The organism is Streptomyces sp. NPDC028928, from assembly GCF_055564915.1.
This window is the reverse complement of record NZ_JBVHVI010000007.1, coordinates 434468-449564: the sequence shown is the minus strand read 5'-3', so window position 1 is coordinate 449564 and position 15097 is coordinate 434468. Positions and strand designations below refer to the sequence as shown.

Sequence of the window (15097 nt, the reverse complement as noted above, 5' to 3'; positions counted from 1 at the left end):
CCCCCCCCCCCCCCCCCCCCCCCCCCCCCCCCCCCCCCCCCCCCCCCCCCCCCCCCCCCCCCCCCCCCCCCCCCCCCCCCCCCCCCCCGCCCTCCGGGCGACCCGGGGCGGGCTCCGCTCCCCCGGCGGCCACCGGGGCCCCTGCCGGAGACGCTGTGCGACCGTCCGCCGACCCGGCCGCGGCCCTGCGGCGCATGTACGTCGACACGAGCCCGTTCAGCCCGGCGCACCTGAGCCTGAACGCCGAAGTGCTGGGGCCGGAACGGATGTTGTTCGGCACCGACTCTCCGCCGATGGCCGCGCCGCTGGAGGACTTCATCCACATGGTCGAGAAGCTCCCGGTCGACGCGGCCTCCCAGCAGCTCATCCTCGGCGGCAACGCCCAAGCCCTCTTCGACCTCAGGAGTCGTCCGTGACCACCACGCAAGAGGCCGTCACCGCGGCCGAGCGGTGCACCCCGGAGTTCCGGCGCGATCCGCACGCGTTCTACGCCCATCTGCGCACAGCGGCGCCGGTCTGTCCCATGAGACCGCCGCACGGCAACGAGACGTACCTGATCACCCGGTACGACGACGCGCGGGCCGCCCTGGCGGACCCGCGGCTGAGCAAGGACATGTACGGGGCGATGGACGCGTACCGGAGGATCTTCGGCGACTCGTCCGTCGCGCTGGACGACAACATGCTCAACTCCGACGCGCCGAAGCACACCCGGCTGCGCCGGATGGTCAACTCCGCGTTCACCCCGCGGCGCGTGGAATCGCTGCGGCCGCGCATCGAGGAGATCGTCCGGGGCCTGCTGGACGCGTGCCCGACCCGGGAACCCTTCGACCTGCTGCCCGCGTTCGCGTTCCCGCTGCCGATCGTCGTGATCTGCGACCTGCTCGGCGTGCCGCCCGAGGACCGGGCGCGGATGCAGCACCTGTCCACCACGGTGGCGCAGACCGGTTTCGGCGAGGAGGCCAAGCGGGCCCAGCAGCAGGCGGAGGAGGACCTGCACGCGTACTTCACGGACCTCATCGACGCCAAGCGGGACCGCCCGGGTGACGACCTGCTGAGCGCGCTGATCGCGGTCCGCGACAACGACGACGCGCTCACCGAGAGCGAACTGGTCTCGACGGCGTTCCTGCTGATGTTCGCCGGCCACAAGACGACCGCCTACCTCATCGGCAACGCCGTCCACCACCTGCTGTCCCACCCCGAGCAGCTCCGCGCCGTGCGGGAGAACCCGGACCTGACCCGGGCGGCGGTCGAGGAACTGGTGCGCTACGACGGCTCGGTGGAGAGCGCGACCTTCCGCTACGCGACCGAGGACGTCGAGTACAGCGGGACGCTGATCCCCAAGGGCGCCCTGGTCCAGATCGCGATCAGCTCGGCCAACCGCGATCCGCAGAAGTTCGACTGCCCGGACGAGCTGGACGTGATGCGGCCGGGCAACGCGCAGGACGCCCATCTCGGCTTCGGGCACGGCAGCCACTACTGCCTGGGCGCCCCACTGGCCCGGCTGGAGACGCAGCTGGCGCTCACCCGCCTGTTCGACCGGTTCCCCCGGATGACCCTGGCCGACCCCGCCGGCGGCCCCCGGTGGCTGGAGGTTCCGTTCCCGGCCTTCCGGGGCCTCGCGGAACTGCCGGTGATCCTCGATCCCGAGGGCTGAACGAGAGCGACCCGCACCGCCCGGCCGCCGCCCGCGGCCGGGCGGTGTGTGCTGGCCGCGGCCGGGCGGTGTGTGCTGCCCGGCCACCGCGGGTCGTCCTTCCGCGCCGCCACAGCCGTCCTCGACGTGCTCACCCTAGGTGTGTTCGATAGGTGTGTTCGGTGCCGTCGACGGCCGGGGTCATGCCGGTCCCGGCGTCGTCAGCGTGAGCCATCGGCCGGCCGGACCAGGGTGTCCGGGCCCGCAGCCCCAGGCCGTCGTCCGAGTGTTCATGCGCGGTCCCTCGCCGCCGGCGGTGCACCGCGCCGCCAGGCCCCGGACCGCACCGGGCCGCCGGACCGCCGCCTCGGGCGACGGAGGGCGGGCGAGGGAGTGGTGAGGACGGCGAGGCACGCGATGACCAGCGCGATGCCGGCCCAGCCGGCGGCGGGGAGGCGTTCGCCGACGACGAGGACGGCGAGGACGGCCGCGACGGCCGGTTCGAGCAGGGACAGCGTGGTGGCGGTGCTGGCCGGCACGCGTGCCAGCCCCCAGCCGAAGAGGACGTAGCCGGCGAACATGGGAACGAGCGCCATGTAGGTGCCGACGGCCGCGTTGGACCACGAGGCGACGAGCGGTGCGCCGGTGGCCGACAGGACGGGCAGCAGGAGCAGCCCGCCGAGACCGAACACCGTGCCCATCGCCGCGCGGGAGGGGAGCCGGCGGGTGATGAGCCGGTGCGCGGCCCAGGAGTAGAGGGCGTAGGTCGCGGCGGCGAGCAGGCCGAGGCCGACGCCGGACAGCGTGGCGGCCACGGACGCCTGTCCTGTGCGGCCGGCGGCGCGGGCGGCTTCGGCGACGCACAGCAGGACGGTGCCGAGCAGACCGAGGGCGGCCGCGGCCATCCAGCGGCGGGTGAGCCGGCGGCGGTCCAGGACGCGTTCGATCAGCGCCGAGGCGAGCGGGGCCGTACCGATCGACACCACGGTGCCCACGGCGACGCCGGCCAGGCGCATGGAGCTGTAGAAGGCCAGGGGGTAGACCGCCACCGAGGCCGCGCCGAGCAGCACCGTGCCGCGCTGCGCGCGCAGACGGGATGCGTGGCGGACGATCTCCGGGGCGGCGACGAGGGCCTGGAGCAGTCCGCCCAGCCCCATCGCGACGGCCCCGATGGCGAGCGGGCCGGCGTCCGGGGCGAAGGTGGCGGCCGTACCCGTCGTCCCCCACAGGACGGAGGCGGCCAGCACGCACAGTGCGCCGGTGCCGTGTGCGGCGGGCCGCCTCACAGCCGGTCCAGCAGGTCGGCCGCCAGGGAGCGGGCGTGCCGGACGCGGTCGCCGTCGCCCTCCAGTCCGGCGCGGGCCATCGCGCCCTCCAGGAGGAAGGCGAGGTGCTCGGCCAGCGCGGACACCTCGTCCGGCCGCCCGGGCAACAGCTCCTCCAGGTGGCCCGCGATCAGCCGCTCGACCTCCTCCTTGTGCGCGCGGACCACCGCCCGGCCCTCGTCCCCGGCCGGAAGCTCGGCGGCGGCGTTGAGCAGGCCGCAGCCGCGGAAGCCGTGCTCGTAGGCGAAGGCCGCGTGGTCGGCGTAGGCGTCGAAGACCGCCAGGACGCCGTCGCGCGGGCCCCGGGCCCGCTCCAGCCGGGCCCGGTACAGCCCGAGCCACTCCTCGTGCCGTGCCTCCAGGTACGCCCTCACCAGCTCGGCCTTGGAGGAGAAGTTGTTGTAGAGGCTCATCTTCGCCACGCCGGCGTCCGCGGTGATCGTGTCGATGCCGGTCGCCGCCACGCCGTCGGCGTAGAAGCGCCGAGCCGCCGCGGCCAGCAGCCGCTCCCGCGCTGGACGCCGCCGTCCGCTCTCCGCCGTACTCATCCGGGTCTCCCTCGCCGCCGCTAATTAGGTAGGTCGGTCTACCTAGAATATGCGACGTTGCTCCCGGCGGCAGTCACCTCGCCGCGCGCGGGCCGGCGCGCACGGACAGCAGGTCGGCGTCGTACTGCCCCGCGGACACAACTCTCTAGTTCCCGCGGGGCTCCTCATCCTTCAGGGCTTCGGCGATCACGGTCGCGCCGGACCCGGGCCGGCGCTCCGGCACGACCGCCACCGGGCACTGGGCGTGGTGCAGCAGGGTGTGGGCGACGCGGCCGAGCTGGTGTCCGGAGCGGTCGTGCCGGTGGCGGGCGCCGATGACGACGAGGTCGGCCGCGGCCGAAAGCTCCGCGAGGACCTTCCGGGCCGGGCCCTCGGGTGTCGCGGGCCGGACCCGGACCCGGGGGTGGCCGGCCGTCATGTCCCGCAGCAGGGCGTCGAGCAGCTCGGCTGCCTGCCGCTCGTGCCGGTGCGCGGTGTCCTCGGCGAGCAGGGGACGGACGACGCTCTCGTGCGCGGGGGCGTGCCAGGCGCGTACGGCGTCGAGGACACAGCCGCGTGCCTCGGCCTCCTGGAAGGCGAAGCGCACGGCCTCACCGCCGGTGTCCGGTTCCCCGGCGCCGAGCAGCACCCGCCCGTGGGTGCCCGCCAGGCCGGCCCGGTCCCCGCGGACGACGATGACCGGGCAGTGGGCGCGGGCGGCCACGGCCGGCCCGACCGAGCCGGGCAGCAGCCCCTTGAGTCCGCTCCGGCCGCGTGCTCCGACGACCACGGCGAAGGCCTCGTACCCTTCGCGCAGCAGAGCGTCCACCGGGGCCTGCGGGAGGATGTCGGTGACCGGCTCGACGTCCGGGGACCGCTGCCGGGCCCGCGCGGCCGCCGAGGCGAGGATCTGCTCGGCCATCACCTGCTCGGAGGGACGTTCCTGCTCGCCCGGCGGTACGGCACCCTCGTAGCGCTCCCAGAGGGAGGCGTACACCAGCCGCAGCGGCAGTCCGCGGCGGGCCGCCTCGTCCACCGCCCAGTCGACGGCCGTCAGACTGGGCTCCGATCCGTCCACTCCCACGACCAGGGGCAGTTCCGTCATCGGGCTTCACCGCCTTTCGCCGGGCTGCCCTGCCGGCAGCACGCGCCCTCGATGCCACCGTGACACGCCTCGCGCGCGGGCACGAGCAGACGGCCCCGCTCCGGCCCCGCGGACCTTCGGCCCGCCGGCCCACGCCGACCCGCGGCGGGCGAGTGCCAGACCGCCCGGCGCCACCACCCGGCCCCACCCGACCAGCCCCGCCCCACGAACCCCGCGAACCAGACCGGCCTGGCACCCCGCCCCACCCGACCAACCCCCCGGCCCCGCGAACGCGCACGCCGAACCAGCCCGGCCAGCCCTTCGTCCCCCCAGCCCGCGCCGACCCGCGGCGGGCGAGTGCCAGACCGCCCGGCGCCACCACCCCGCCCCGCCCGACCAGCCCCCCGGCCCCGCGAACGCGCACGCCGAACCAGCCCTGCGCCGCCTGCGCCGAGGCCGGACTAGCCCTCCCCGCCCCCCAGCGGTGCGTGCCAGATCAGGCTGGTGCCGCCGGTGGCCGGGCGGTCGAGTCGCATGTCGCCGCCGAGTCCGCGTGCCCGTTCCGTGAGGTTGCGCAGGCCGCTGCGGCGGCCCTCGGGCGGGATGCCGACGCCGTCGTCGGTGACCGTGAGCCGGACCTCGTGGCCGTCGGTCTGGAGCACCACGTCGGCGCGGCCGGCGTGGGCGTGCCGGGCGATGTTGGTGAGGGACTCGGCGAGGACGGCCACGACGTGGTCGGCGGTCTCCTGCGGTACATGGGTGTCGAGCAGGCCCTCCATCCGGACGCTGGGCGCGAAGCCCAGTACCGGTGTCGCCTGGCCGACCACGCGCACCGCGCGGGCCCGCAGCCCGGGTGCCTCGTCGGCGTCGCGGGTGCGCAGGCCGAAGATGGTCGACCTGATGATCTTGATGGTCTCGTCGAGGTCGTCCACGGCCCGCCGCACCCGCTCGGAGGCCTCCGCGTGCTGGATGAACCGGCCCGCGCTCTGCAGCGTCATGCCCGTCGCGAAGAGCCGCTGGATGGCGAGGTCGTGCAGGTCCCGGGCGATCCGGTCGCGGTCCTCCAGCAGCGCGATCTGCTCGGCGTCCCGGCGGCGCTCGGCGAGTTCCATGGCGACGGCGGCCTGCGCGGCGAACCCCTTCAGCAGCTCCGTCTCCGTCTCGGAGAAGTCCCCCGCCCCCGTCTCCCGCGCGAGCAGCACCACACCCCGCACCCGGTCCTCCCGGCCGATCGGTACGGCGACGGCCGGGCCGAGGCCGGCGAACCGCGGCGGTCCCGCCGTGACCCGGTCGTCGCGCGTGACGTCCGGGCTGGTGACCGGCGCGCCGAGGGCGAAGGCCCGTCCCGTGAGGCTGCCCTCGACGGGCAGCACCAGGCCGCGGTGGGCCTCCGCCTCCCGGCCGAGGGCCAGTTCCACCGCGAGGGTGCCGGTGTCCCTCACCGGGGTCGCCACCGTGGCGAGCGCCGCGCCGGTGATGTCCCGGGCCCGCTCGGCGATCAGCCCCAGCACCTCGTGCTGGCCCGCGCCGGACATCAGGGTGCTGCTGATCTCCGCGCTCGCCTCCAGCCAGCGCCCCCGCAGCCGGGACTCCTCGTACAGGCGGGCGTTGTCGATGGCCACGCCCGCCGCCACGGCCAGCGTGGACAGCAGCGACTCGTCGTCCTCGTCGAACTGCCGCCCGCCCCGCTTCTCGGTCAGGTAGAGATTGCCGAAGACCTGGTCGCGCACCCGGATGGGAACGCCGAGGAAGCTGTTCATCGGCGGATGGTTCGGCGGGAAGCCGTACGACGCGGTGTGCTCGGAGAGCTTGGCCAGCCGCAGCGGCGCGGGGTGGCGGATGAGTTCGCCCAGGATGCCGCGGCCCTCCGGGTAGCGGCCGATGCGGGCGATCTCCTCCTCGCCGACGCCGACCGTGATGAACGCCGAGAGCCGCTTGCCGTCCGAGCCGATCACGCCGAGTGCCGCGTACTCGGCGTCGACCAGGGCCGCCGCGGCCTCGACGATGCCGCGCAGCGCCTGCTCCAGGTCGAGTTCGCGGCCGACGGAGAGCACCGCCTCCAGCAGGCTGTGCACCCGGTTCTGGGTGCCGCGGGCGGCGTCCAGGCGGGCCTGCAGCTCGTCCAGCAGCTCGTCCAGCCTCAGCTGCGGCAGCCGGACACCCCGTGCCGCGCGTCCGTCCTCGGAGCTTCCCACTGCCGTTCCTCCAGCCCCGTCCCCGCGTACGACCGCCCCACCGGGGTTCACGGTAGCGGGCCCCGGGCCGGGGGGACGACACGGGATCGCGGCGTACGGCGGCCCGGCCGGGGCGCCGGCGGCTCCGGCTCCGGCTCCGGCGAACCGCCCCGGGACAGGGCCGGTCGGCCCTACCCCTCCGGAGTGCCCGCGCCGACGATGGCCTGGTGCTTCGGAACGGCGACCTTCACGCGCTCGACCGACGGGCCTGCCTGCGCCTGCTGGGCGGGGTGCCGGTCGGCCGTGTCGTGTACACCCAGCAGGCGCTCCCGGCCGTGCTGCCGGTCGACTTCCGCCTCGACGCGGACTCCTCGGTGGTGCTGCGGACCGCGGCCGGCTCGGAGCTGGCGCGCGCGGTCGACGGTGCCGTGGTCGCCTTCGAGGCGGACGAGTTCGACGCGGTGACCCACTGCGGCTGGAGTGTGGTGGTGACCGGCCGGGCCGCGCTCGTGACGGATCCGGCCGAGCACGAACGCCTCTCGCGGTACGGCCCCGACTCCTGGATGCCGGTCCAGGACGGGGTGTTCGTACGGATCGAGTCGGACATGGTCACGGGGCGCCGGCTGACCGGCACGTGAGCGGGGGGCACCGGGGCGTTCAGTGTCCTTCGGCGCGCAGGCGGTCCTGGGCCTGGGTGGCGATGACGGCGGCCTGGACCCGGCGCTCGACGCCGAGTTTGGCCAGCAGCCGGGAGATGTGGTTCTTCACCGTCTTCTCGGCCAGGTACAGCCGCCGGCCGATCTCCCGGTTGGTGAGACCCTCGCCGACGAGGGCGAGGATCTCCCGCTCCCGCTCGGTCAGGCCGGGCAGGACGTCCGGCTCGGTCTCCCGCCGCCGGCCGTCCCGCAGCCTGGCCATGAGCCTGGTGGTGGCGCTCGGGTCCAGCAGGGACTGTCCTCCGGCCACCGTGCGCACGGCCGAGACCAGGTCGGAGCCCTGGATCTGCTTGAGGACGTAGCCGGACGCACCGGCCATGACCGAGTCGAGCAGGGCCTCCTCGTCGTCGAACGAGGTCAGCATCAGACAGACCAGCTCCGGCAGGTGCGAGCGCAGTTCCCGGCAGGCGGTCACCCCGTCGCCGTCGGGCAGCCGGACGTCGAGCACGGCCACGTCGGGGCGCAGGGCGGGGACGCGCACCAGGGCCTGCGCGACGGTGGCCGCCTCGCCGGCCACCGTGATGTCCGGCTCGTCGTCCAGCAGGTCGCGCACCCCGCGCCGGACCACCTCGTGGTCGTCCAGGAGGAAGACCCGGATCGGGTGGTCGGGTCCGGCCTGCTCGCGCTCCGCCATCGGTCGCTCCTCGTGACGCGTTCGGTTCTCCCCGGCGATCCTTCCCCTCCCCGGGACCGAAGACCAGGGCCGATCGGCCCTGCCCGACACGGCGGGTCCCTCGTCGGCGGCGCCCGGCGGGCGTCCGCACCGTCCGGCGGTGACACGGGCTACGCGCGTGGTTCCCGTGGCCGGTACCAGGTGATAGACACAGCGGGATCACAGTTCCTGTCCGCCAGCAGGAAGGTTGCTGCCGCATGTCTGCAACACGCCGTCAGGTCCTGGCCAAAGCGAGCGCCTTGGGAGCGGGTATCGCCTTCACCGGCGCCCTGTCCGAGCTCTTCGCGGGCACCGCCGCCGCGCAGAACACGGGCCACACCGGCTACGGCCCGCTCGTCTCCGATCCGAACGGCCTGCTCGATCTGCCGAAAGGTTTCCGCTACACCGTGCTCTCCCGCGAGGGCGACCAGCTCCGCTCGGGAGAGGGCCAAGTCCCCTCGAACCACGACGGCATGGCCGCCTTCGCCGGCCGAGGGGGCCGTACGCACCTGGTCCGCAACCACGAGAACCGCGTCACCGCGAAGATCCCGGTACCGACCGTCAGCGGTCTCACCTACGACCCCGCGGGCAAGGGCGGCTGTACGGCCCTGACGCTCGACGCGGGCAACCGTGTGCTGTCCGAGCGGGTCGCCATCGCCGGTACGGCCGTCAACTGCGCGGGCGGCCGCACCCCTTGGGGCACCTGGCTGACCTGCGAGGAGACCGAGGACAGGGCGGGCACCAACGGCTACACCAAGGACCACGGCTTCATCTTCGAGGTCCACCCCACCGACCCGCACCGCACCGGCGCCGTCCCGCTGACCGCGATGGGACGCTTCCAGCACGAGGCGATCGCGGTCGACCCGCGCAGCGGCGTCGTGTACGAGACGGAGGACGCCTTCCTCAAGCCGTTCGGCCTGTTCTACCGCTTCCTTCCGAACCAGCCGCTGGGCGGCGTCGGTTCGCTGCGCGCGGGCGGCCGGCTGCAGGCGATGCGGGTGCCCGGTGTGCCGGACCTGTCCACGATCCAGGAGACCGGCGCGCGCTTCGACGGCGTGGAATGGGTGGACGTACCCGACCCGCTGGCCGCCGCCACCCCCACCCGCCTGCAGGACTACGGTCCGCGGGGCATCACGCACGCGCAGAAGCTGGAGGGCTGCTACTGGGGCGGCTCCTGCGTGTACTTCGTGTCGTCCTTCGCCCGCAGCGCGGACGGCTCGGCGGCCGACCACTACGGCCAGATCTGGCGCTACGACCCGCGGCGGCGCCGCCTGACGCTGGTCGTCGTCTTCGGCCCGGCCACGGACGTGCAACTGCCCGGCGAGTCCCCGGACAACATCTGCCTCGCCCCGAGCGGCGGCCTGATGGTGTGCGAGGACGGCAACGGCGCGCAGCACGTCTTCGGCGTGACGCGCACCGGCGAGGTGTACGCCATGGCCCGCGGCCGGCAGAACATCGGCACCCCCGAGGCACCGGAATGGGGCGAGTTCGCCGGGGTCACCTTCTCCCCCGACGGCGGGACGATGTACGTCAACTGCTACACGCCCGGCACCACGTTCGCGGTGACCGGACCCTGGCGCGGATAGCACGCACAGCTCCGGCACCCGCCTGCGGACCGACCGCCGTCAGTGCTCCTGCTCGAAGTGGCTCGGCCTGCCGTCACGCAGGACCAGGCGGCCGAGCCGGGCGGCTCGGGCACGCGGCAGCAGGGTCCAGCTGCCGTCGGCGCGGCGCAGGGCCGCCGAGTGCCAGGGGGTGGTCCAGGCGTCGGGGGCGTCGAGGAGGCGGATGCCGAACTTGGGCCCGCCGACGGGCTGCGGGTGGATGGACAGCCGTACGGCGCGCCGGTGGTGCTCGGCGACGATGCCGCCCCAGGCGCGGCTGCGCTGGATGACTCCGTAGGCGCGTCTGCGGCACTCGCGTTGCAGGGCCGAGCGGGTGCCGGTGAACTCGGCGGTGTCGTCGACGAGGAAGCGGGTGATGCCCCGGTAGAGGGCGCGGGTGGTGGCGTCGGTGCGGATCTCCTTGCGGAGGGTGTCCAGCGGTGGGGCATACCGGTCGTGGACGAGGGCGCGTTTGGTGTCGTACGGCAGGTCGCCGAGGATGTCGCGCAGACCGAAGAGGGAGAGCCGGGCCGACGCCGACTCCGCCATGAGCAGGCGGAGTCGGTCCGCGTAGGCGTCTATGTGGGCGTCGGGGACGTGGATCACGTCGCCGAAGACATGGCCGTCGGAGCAGATGACGATCCGGGCGCCCGGCGGGTAGATCCGCTCGATGTCCGTGCACAGGGCGTGGAGGAAGCGGAGGGAGAGCCGTTCGGCCTGGTCGGGCAGGTGGCCGAGGACCTTGGCCGGGTTCGGGGACTTGCACGGGAAGCCCGGCAGGGTGAAGGTGACGGGTTCGCCGGTCCGTACGAAGTCGGCGAGGAGACGGAGTTGCAGGGGGAACGCCTCGGGAGTGGGCGGCGTGGCGGTCCGGTCGGTCGTGCGGTGGTACGGCAGCAGCAGGTTCAGGATCGCGGCGCTGATCCTGCCCGTGGTGCGGGTGGCGGGGGCGGTCGGGGCGGTCGTCGGCGGCATGGGGTCCTCCGTGCGGGCGTGCGGGCGGGGCGCAGGGGTGGGGTGGGTGAGGTGCTCCGTCACAGGCGCCGGTCGTACCCGACGGGCAGGTGGTGGGCGCCTCGGCCGAGGACGGACGGGATCCACTCGATGTCCTCGTCGGCGATGGCGAGGTGCAGGCCGGGCAGCCGGGCGAGGAGGGTGCCCAGGGCGATCCGGAGTTCGGCGCGGGCGAGGGCGGCGCCGGGGCAGAAGTGGATGCCGTGGCCGAAGGCGAGGTGGGGGTTGGGGCTCCGGCCGAGGTCGAGGGTGTCGGGGTCGGGGAAGCGGCGCGGGTCCCGGTTGGCGGCGCACAGGGAGACGATCACCGAGTCTCCGGCCGGGACCTCGGTGCCGTACAGGTCGCTGTCCCGGTCGAAGAAGCGCCAGGTGGTCAGCTCGAAGGCGCTGTCGTGGCGGAGGAGTTCCTCCACCGCCCGCGGCAGCAGAGCCGGGTCGTCCCGGAGCCGGGCGAGTTGCGCCGGATGGCGGAAGAGGGCGATCAGGGCCGTGGTGATCTGGTTCGTGACGGGTTCCTGGCCGGCGACGAGCAACTGGAAGATCATCGAGTCCAGTTCCTCCGGCGACAGTTCGCCCAGGTCGCGGGCGGCGACGAGCCGGCTGAGGAGGTCGTCCCCCGCGTGGTCGCGTGTGTGGGCGACGACGTCGGCGATGTAGCCCTGCAAGGCGTGCAGGCGCGCCTCGTACCGGGCGCGTCCGGGGTCGGTGGGGCCGACCGGCTGCACGACCTTGCCCCAGTCCCGGTCGAAGCGGTCCGCCAACTGCCGTGGCAGGCCGATCACTTCCGCCAGCACCCGGAAGGGGAAGTGCGCGGCGAAGGCGCCGACCAGGTCGGCGGGTCCGGTCTCCGGGAGGCGGTCCACGAGCCGGTCGGCCAGTTCCTGGATGCGCGGGGCGAAGCGCTCGATCCGGCGCGGGGCGAAGGCGTCGGTGACGTGGCGCCGCATGCGGGTGTGGTGCGGTGGGTCCTGGTGCAGCAGATGGACCTGGAGCTGGGCGTGCTGGGGCTCGGGCATGATCGAGGCGCGGGCCCGCCAGCGGTCGTTGCCCCGGTCGTGGTTCTTGCCGAGCCGGTCGTCGTTCAGGGCGGCGTGCGCGGCGTCGTACCCGGTGACGAGCCAGGCCCCGACGCCGCTCGGGAACAGCACGCGGTGGACCGGGCCGGCCTCGCGCATCCGCGCGTACAGGGGGTAGGGGTCTCTCTTGTAGGGGCAGCCCATCAGCGGTACGGGATCGGGAAGTCCGGTGTCCGGCAGGGACTCTCGGGGGTTCACGGGGCTCCTTCGGAGGGTGGGGTCGGCGACGCGTCCGGGACGGAGGCGGCGGTGGCGCCGCGGCTGCCGGCCGGGGGCGGGGTCTCCGGCTCGGCCGGTGTCCGGTGGTCGTAGGCGATCAGCGGGTCGCCGGTCAGGGGATGGTCGACCACGGCCGCCCGTACCCCGAAGACCTCGGCCAGCCGGGCGGGCGTGAGGACCTCACGGGGCGGCCCCGAGGCGACCACGGCACCGGCGTGCAGGACGTGCAGCCGGTCGCAGACGGAAGCGGCGGCGTTGAGGTCGTGCAGGGACACCAGCGTCGTACGGCGCCGGGCGCGCAGCAGGGCCAGCAGCTCGACCTGGTGGCGGACGTCGAGGTGGTTGGTCGGCTCGTCCAGGACCAGCACGTCCGGGCTCTGGGCGAACGCCCGGGCCAGCAGCACCCGTTGGCGTTCGCCGCCGGACAGGGCGGAGAAGCGGCGTGCCGCGTGGCCGTCCATGCCGACGTCGGCCAGGGCGCGCGCGACGAGGTCCCGGTCGGTGGCGTCCTCGCCCGCGAAGGCCCGCTTGTACGGCGTGCGCCCCATGGCGACCACCTCGCGCACGGTCAGCTCGAAGTCGTCGCCCCGCTCCTGCGGCAGGGCGGCGATGTGCCGGGCCGACCGTGCCGGGCTCAGCTCGCGCAGGTCGGTGCCCGCCAGCAGCACCCGGCCCGCGACGGGCTCGAGATGCCGGTAGACGGCGCGCAGGAGGGTGGACTTGCCGCTCCCGTTCGGTCCGACCAGGCCGGTGATCTCCCCTTCCGCCGCCACCAGCCGGGCGCCCGCCACGACCGTACGGCCCGCGTAGGCGATGTGCAGGTCCTCGATGTCGATCCTCACCCTCGGCTCCCCGTCCGCCGGTCCAGCAGATACAGCAGGGCGGGAGCGCCGAGCAGCGAGGTGACCACGCCGACCGGCAGCTCCTGCGTGTCCATCGCGACCCGGCAGACGATGTCGACCACGACCATCAGCAGCGCCCCGGACAGCGCCGAGACCGGCAGCAGGCGCCGGTGATCGCCGCCGACGACCAGCCGGCAGGCGTGCGGCACCATCAGCGCGACGAACGCGACCGCGCCGGAGACCGCGACCAGGACCCCGGTCAGCAGGCTCGTCGCGGTGAACAGCTCCCGGCGCGACCGCGTGACGTCGACGCCCAGACCGGCCGCCGTCTCGTCACCCATCAGCAGCGCGTTCAGCGGGCGGGCGCGTGCCTGGAGCCACAGCAGGGCGGCCGGCACCGCGCAGGCCGGTACCGCCAGCAGCTGCCAGCTCGCGCCGCTCAGGCTGCCCATGAGCCAGAACAGCACGCCGTGCGTCTGCTGTTCGTCCCCGGTCTGCAGCACCAGATAGCTGGTGAAGCCGGACAGGAACTGGCCGATCGCGACCCCGGCCAGGACCAGCCGCAGCGGTGCGAAACCGCCGCCGCGCCGGGCGACGGCCCACACCAGGACGAAGGTGGCCAGGGCGCCCGCGAACGCCGCCGCCGGCAGGCCCAGCCCCAGCGCCCCGCCCGCGCCGAGGCCGAGCACGATCGCGGCGACCGCGCCGAGCGAGGCACCGTGGGAGACGCCCAGCAGGTAGGGGTCGGCCAGCGGATTGCGCACCAGGGCCTGGGTCGCCGTACCGACGAGACCGAGCCCGGCGCCGACCAGGGCCGCCAACAGGGCGCGCGGGACGCGGAGTTGCCAGACGATCAGGTCGTCGGTGCCGGGTCTGGGCGGCTCGCCGGACAGTCTCCGTCCCACCACGCCCCACACCTCGCCGGGCGGGATGGACGTCGACCCCCAGGACACCGCCGCGGTGAGCGCCAGCAGCAGGGCGAGGCCGAGGGCCGCGGCGACCGGCCCGGCGGGCAGGCCGCGCGTTTTCCCGGACTCAGCACCGGACTTGGGGCGGGACACAGGCGGCGGGGAGACCACGGCTCAGCCGACCTTGTCCGGGTGGATGGTCTTGGCGATCTCCTGGACGGTGTCGGCGTTCCCGACCCCGGCGATGGTGGTCCGCTCGGAGTTGATCCGCAGGAAATGGCCTTCCCGGACCGCCTTCAGCCCCTTGGTGGCGGAGTTCGTCTCCAGCCACTTCCGTGCCGCGTCGAACGCCTTGTCGTTCGACGCCTCGCTGCCCCGGGTACGCACGCCGAGCTGGATCCAGTCCGGGTTCCTGGCGATCACGTCCTCCCAGCCGGCCTGCCGGAAGTCGCCGTCGCAGTCGGCGAAGACGTTGCGGGCGCCCGCCAGGGTGATCACCGCGTGGGCGATCTGGCGGTTGCAGACGGCCATGGGCTGCCGGGTGCCGGCGTCGTAGTCGAAGAAGAAGTACGTCGGCCGTTCACCGGCCGCCATACCGCCGACGGCTTTCCGGACGGCGTCGAGTTTCCCCTTCATCCCGGCGACGAGTTCCTTCGCCTTCGCGCCGGTTCCGGTGACCGCGCCGAGCGTGGTGATGTCGGCCTCGACCGCGGAGAGGTCCGTCAGGGGGCTCTTGCGCGTCGCGGCGCAGGCGGTGGACTTCAGGAAGACGTGCTTGATCCCGGCCGCCTTGAACTCCTCCTCCGTGGGCGTGTCCCCCATGCCGGCGCCCATGTTCATGGAGGCGAACGTGTCGAGGTACAGGTCGGCGCCCGAGCCGAGCAGCTTCTCCTTCGGGATCACGGTCCGGCTGAGCACCTGGACCTTCCGGGCCTGGGCGTCCAGGCCGGCGGGCAGGGTACCCCGCCCGGGCGGGAAGCCGGTGCCGATCACCTTGTCCCCGGCGCCCAGCCGCAGCAGCAGCTCCAGGCCGGCGCCGTTGCTGGTGACGATCCGCTCCGGGGGTGCGGAGAACGTGGTCCTGGCGCCGGCGCAGTCGGTGACGGTCACCGGACGCCCGCCGGAACCGGTGCTCCCGGCCCCGCCCGCGCTCGCCGTCTCCTTCCCGCCGCCGCAGCCCGTCACCATCAGGCCGCCGAGCACGACGGCGGACAGACCGCCCCACACACGAGAACGCATCGCAAGTCTCCAGGAATCACTCGGTACACGGGCGAACCTCCGTCACCCGTCCAGAAGTCGGAGCGAACCCGCGATGAGTTCCCG

General features: G+C 74.3%; 14 protein-coding genes. 4 read left to right on the top strand and 10 right to left on the bottom strand.

All coding sequences use genetic code 11. From position 1 onward, the window contains the following. The first annotated feature begins 155 nt into the window (after positions 1 to 155). Together ACZ4U1_RS19785 and ACZ4U1_RS19780 are read left to right on the top strand one after the other, a co-directional pair. The gene (locus ACZ4U1_RS19785; RefSeq protein WP_467904739.1) at positions 156 to 416 is read left to right on the top strand and encodes an amidohydrolase family protein; all 261 of its coding nucleotides are present in this window, start codon (positions 156 to 158) and stop codon (positions 414 to 416) included. Further along, a complete protein-coding gene (locus ACZ4U1_RS19780; RefSeq protein ID WP_467904737.1) occupies positions 413 to 1654 on the top strand; it encodes a cytochrome P450 family protein in 1242 nt (413 codons plus the stop codon). Before ACZ4U1_RS19785 ends, ACZ4U1_RS19780 begins: the two co-directional genes overlap by 4 nt. A gap of 269 nt (positions 1655 to 1923) precedes the next feature. On the opposite strand, the gene ACZ4U1_RS19775 is transcribed toward ACZ4U1_RS19780, so the two are convergent. The 4 genes from ACZ4U1_RS19775 to ACZ4U1_RS19760 form a co-directional block, all read right to left on the bottom strand. Further along, on the bottom strand, positions 1924 to 2919 hold the full coding sequence (locus ACZ4U1_RS19775) for a DMT family transporter (RefSeq protein ID WP_467904736.1): 996 nt from the start codon (positions 2917 to 2919) through the stop codon (positions 1924 to 1926). Further along, positions 2916 to 3506 carry a TetR/AcrR family transcriptional regulator gene (locus ACZ4U1_RS19770; protein ID WP_467904734.1) on the bottom strand — a complete coding sequence of 197 codons (591 nt, stop codon included), beginning with the start codon at positions 3504 to 3506 and terminating at the stop codon, positions 2916 to 2918. Before ACZ4U1_RS19770 ends, ACZ4U1_RS19775 begins: the two co-directional genes overlap by 4 nt. A 145-nt stretch (positions 3507 to 3651) precedes the next feature. Further along, positions 3652 to 4590, bottom strand: a complete 939-nt coding sequence (locus tag ACZ4U1_RS19765; RefSeq protein ID WP_467904732.1) for a universal stress protein — start codon at positions 4588 to 4590, stop codon at positions 3652 to 3654. A 440-nt stretch (positions 4591 to 5030) separates the two neighbouring features. Beyond that, on the bottom strand, positions 5031 to 6764 hold the full coding sequence (locus tag ACZ4U1_RS19760) for a sensor histidine kinase (protein WP_467904730.1): 1734 nt from the start codon (positions 6762 to 6764) through the stop codon (positions 5031 to 5033). A 206-nt stretch (positions 6765 to 6970) separates the two neighbouring features. Here ACZ4U1_RS19760 and ACZ4U1_RS19755 point away from each other — a divergent pair, with 206 nt between their 5' ends. Next, positions 6971 to 7381: a pyridoxamine 5'-phosphate oxidase family protein gene (locus ACZ4U1_RS19755; RefSeq protein ID WP_467904729.1), complete on the top strand. Its 411-nt coding sequence runs from the start codon at positions 6971 to 6973 to the stop codon at positions 7379 to 7381. Positions 7382 to 7400: 19 nt separating this feature from the next. Here the strand turns inward: ACZ4U1_RS19755 and ACZ4U1_RS19750 are convergent, their stop codons facing one another. Next, positions 7401 to 8093 (bottom strand): response regulator, encoded by a 693-nt coding sequence (locus ACZ4U1_RS19750; protein WP_467904728.1) that lies wholly within the window; start codon positions 8091 to 8093, stop codon positions 7401 to 7403. 236 nt (positions 8094 to 8329) lie between these two features. Here ACZ4U1_RS19750 and ACZ4U1_RS19745 point away from each other — a divergent pair, with 236 nt between their 5' ends. Continuing rightward, positions 8330 to 9697 carry a PhoX family protein gene (locus ACZ4U1_RS19745; protein WP_467904727.1) on the top strand — a complete coding sequence of 456 codons (1368 nt, stop codon included), beginning with the start codon at positions 8330 to 8332 and terminating at the stop codon, positions 9695 to 9697. Positions 9698 to 9736: 39 nt separating this feature from the next. On the opposite strand, the gene ACZ4U1_RS19740 is transcribed toward ACZ4U1_RS19745, so the two are convergent. From ACZ4U1_RS19740 to ACZ4U1_RS19720, 5 genes are read right to left on the bottom strand one after another with little or no spacing between them, the layout of a single operon-like run. Further along, on the bottom strand, positions 9737 to 10690 hold the full coding sequence (locus tag ACZ4U1_RS19740) for an L-tyrosine/L-tryptophan isonitrile synthase family protein (RefSeq protein ID WP_467904726.1): 954 nt from the start codon (positions 10688 to 10690) through the stop codon (positions 9737 to 9739). A 59-nt stretch (positions 10691 to 10749) separates the two neighbouring features. Then, positions 10750 to 11949 (bottom strand): cytochrome P450 family protein, encoded by a 1200-nt coding sequence (locus ACZ4U1_RS19735; RefSeq protein WP_467904750.1) that lies wholly within the window; start codon positions 11947 to 11949, stop codon positions 10750 to 10752. Between the two features lie 50 nt (positions 11950 to 11999). Further along, positions 12000 to 12866 carry an ABC transporter ATP-binding protein gene (locus ACZ4U1_RS19730; protein WP_467904725.1) on the bottom strand — a complete coding sequence of 289 codons (867 nt, stop codon included), beginning with the start codon at positions 12864 to 12866 and terminating at the stop codon, positions 12000 to 12002. Beyond that, positions 12863 to 13927, bottom strand: coding sequence for a FecCD family ABC transporter permease (locus ACZ4U1_RS19725; RefSeq protein WP_467904748.1), 1065 nt, complete (start codon positions 13925 to 13927; stop codon positions 12863 to 12865). The genes ACZ4U1_RS19730 and ACZ4U1_RS19725 overlap by 4 nt, the downstream gene beginning before the upstream one ends. Before the next feature lie 21 nt (positions 13928 to 13948). Continuing rightward, positions 13949 to 15013, bottom strand: coding sequence for an ABC transporter substrate-binding protein (locus ACZ4U1_RS19720; protein WP_467904723.1), 1065 nt, complete (start codon positions 15011 to 15013; stop codon positions 13949 to 13951). Between the last annotated feature and the right edge of the window lie 84 nt (positions 15014 to 15097).

What these genes read in the sequence shown, in the direction of transcription:
- ACZ4U1_RS19765 (WP_467904732.1), bottom strand. Translation starts at nt 4,590, where the DNA reads ATGACGGAACTGCCCCTGGTCGTGGGAGTGGACGGATCGGAGCCCAGT.
- ACZ4U1_RS19740 (WP_467904726.1), bottom strand. Translation starts at nt 10,690, where the DNA reads ATGCCGCCGACGACCGCCCCGACCGCCCCCGCCACCCGCACCACGGGC.
- ACZ4U1_RS19720 (WP_467904723.1), bottom strand. Translation starts at nt 15,013, where the DNA reads ATGCGTTCTCGTGTGTGGGGCGGTCTGTCCGCCGTCGTGCTCGGCGGC.
- ACZ4U1_RS19745 (WP_467904727.1), top strand. Translation starts at nt 8,330, where the DNA reads ATGTCTGCAACACGCCGTCAGGTCCTGGCCAAAGCGAGCGCCTTGGGA.
- ACZ4U1_RS19750 (WP_467904728.1), bottom strand. Translation starts at nt 8,093, where the DNA reads ATGGCGGAGCGCGAGCAGGCCGGACCCGACCACCCGATCCGGGTCTTC.
- ACZ4U1_RS19735 (WP_467904750.1), bottom strand. Translation starts at nt 11,949, where the DNA reads ATGGGCTGCCCCTACAAGAGAGACCCCTACCCCCTGTACGCGCGGATG.
- ACZ4U1_RS19770 (WP_467904734.1), bottom strand. Translation starts at nt 3,506, where the DNA reads ATGAGTACGGCGGAGAGCGGACGGCGGCGTCCAGCGCGGGAGCGGCTG.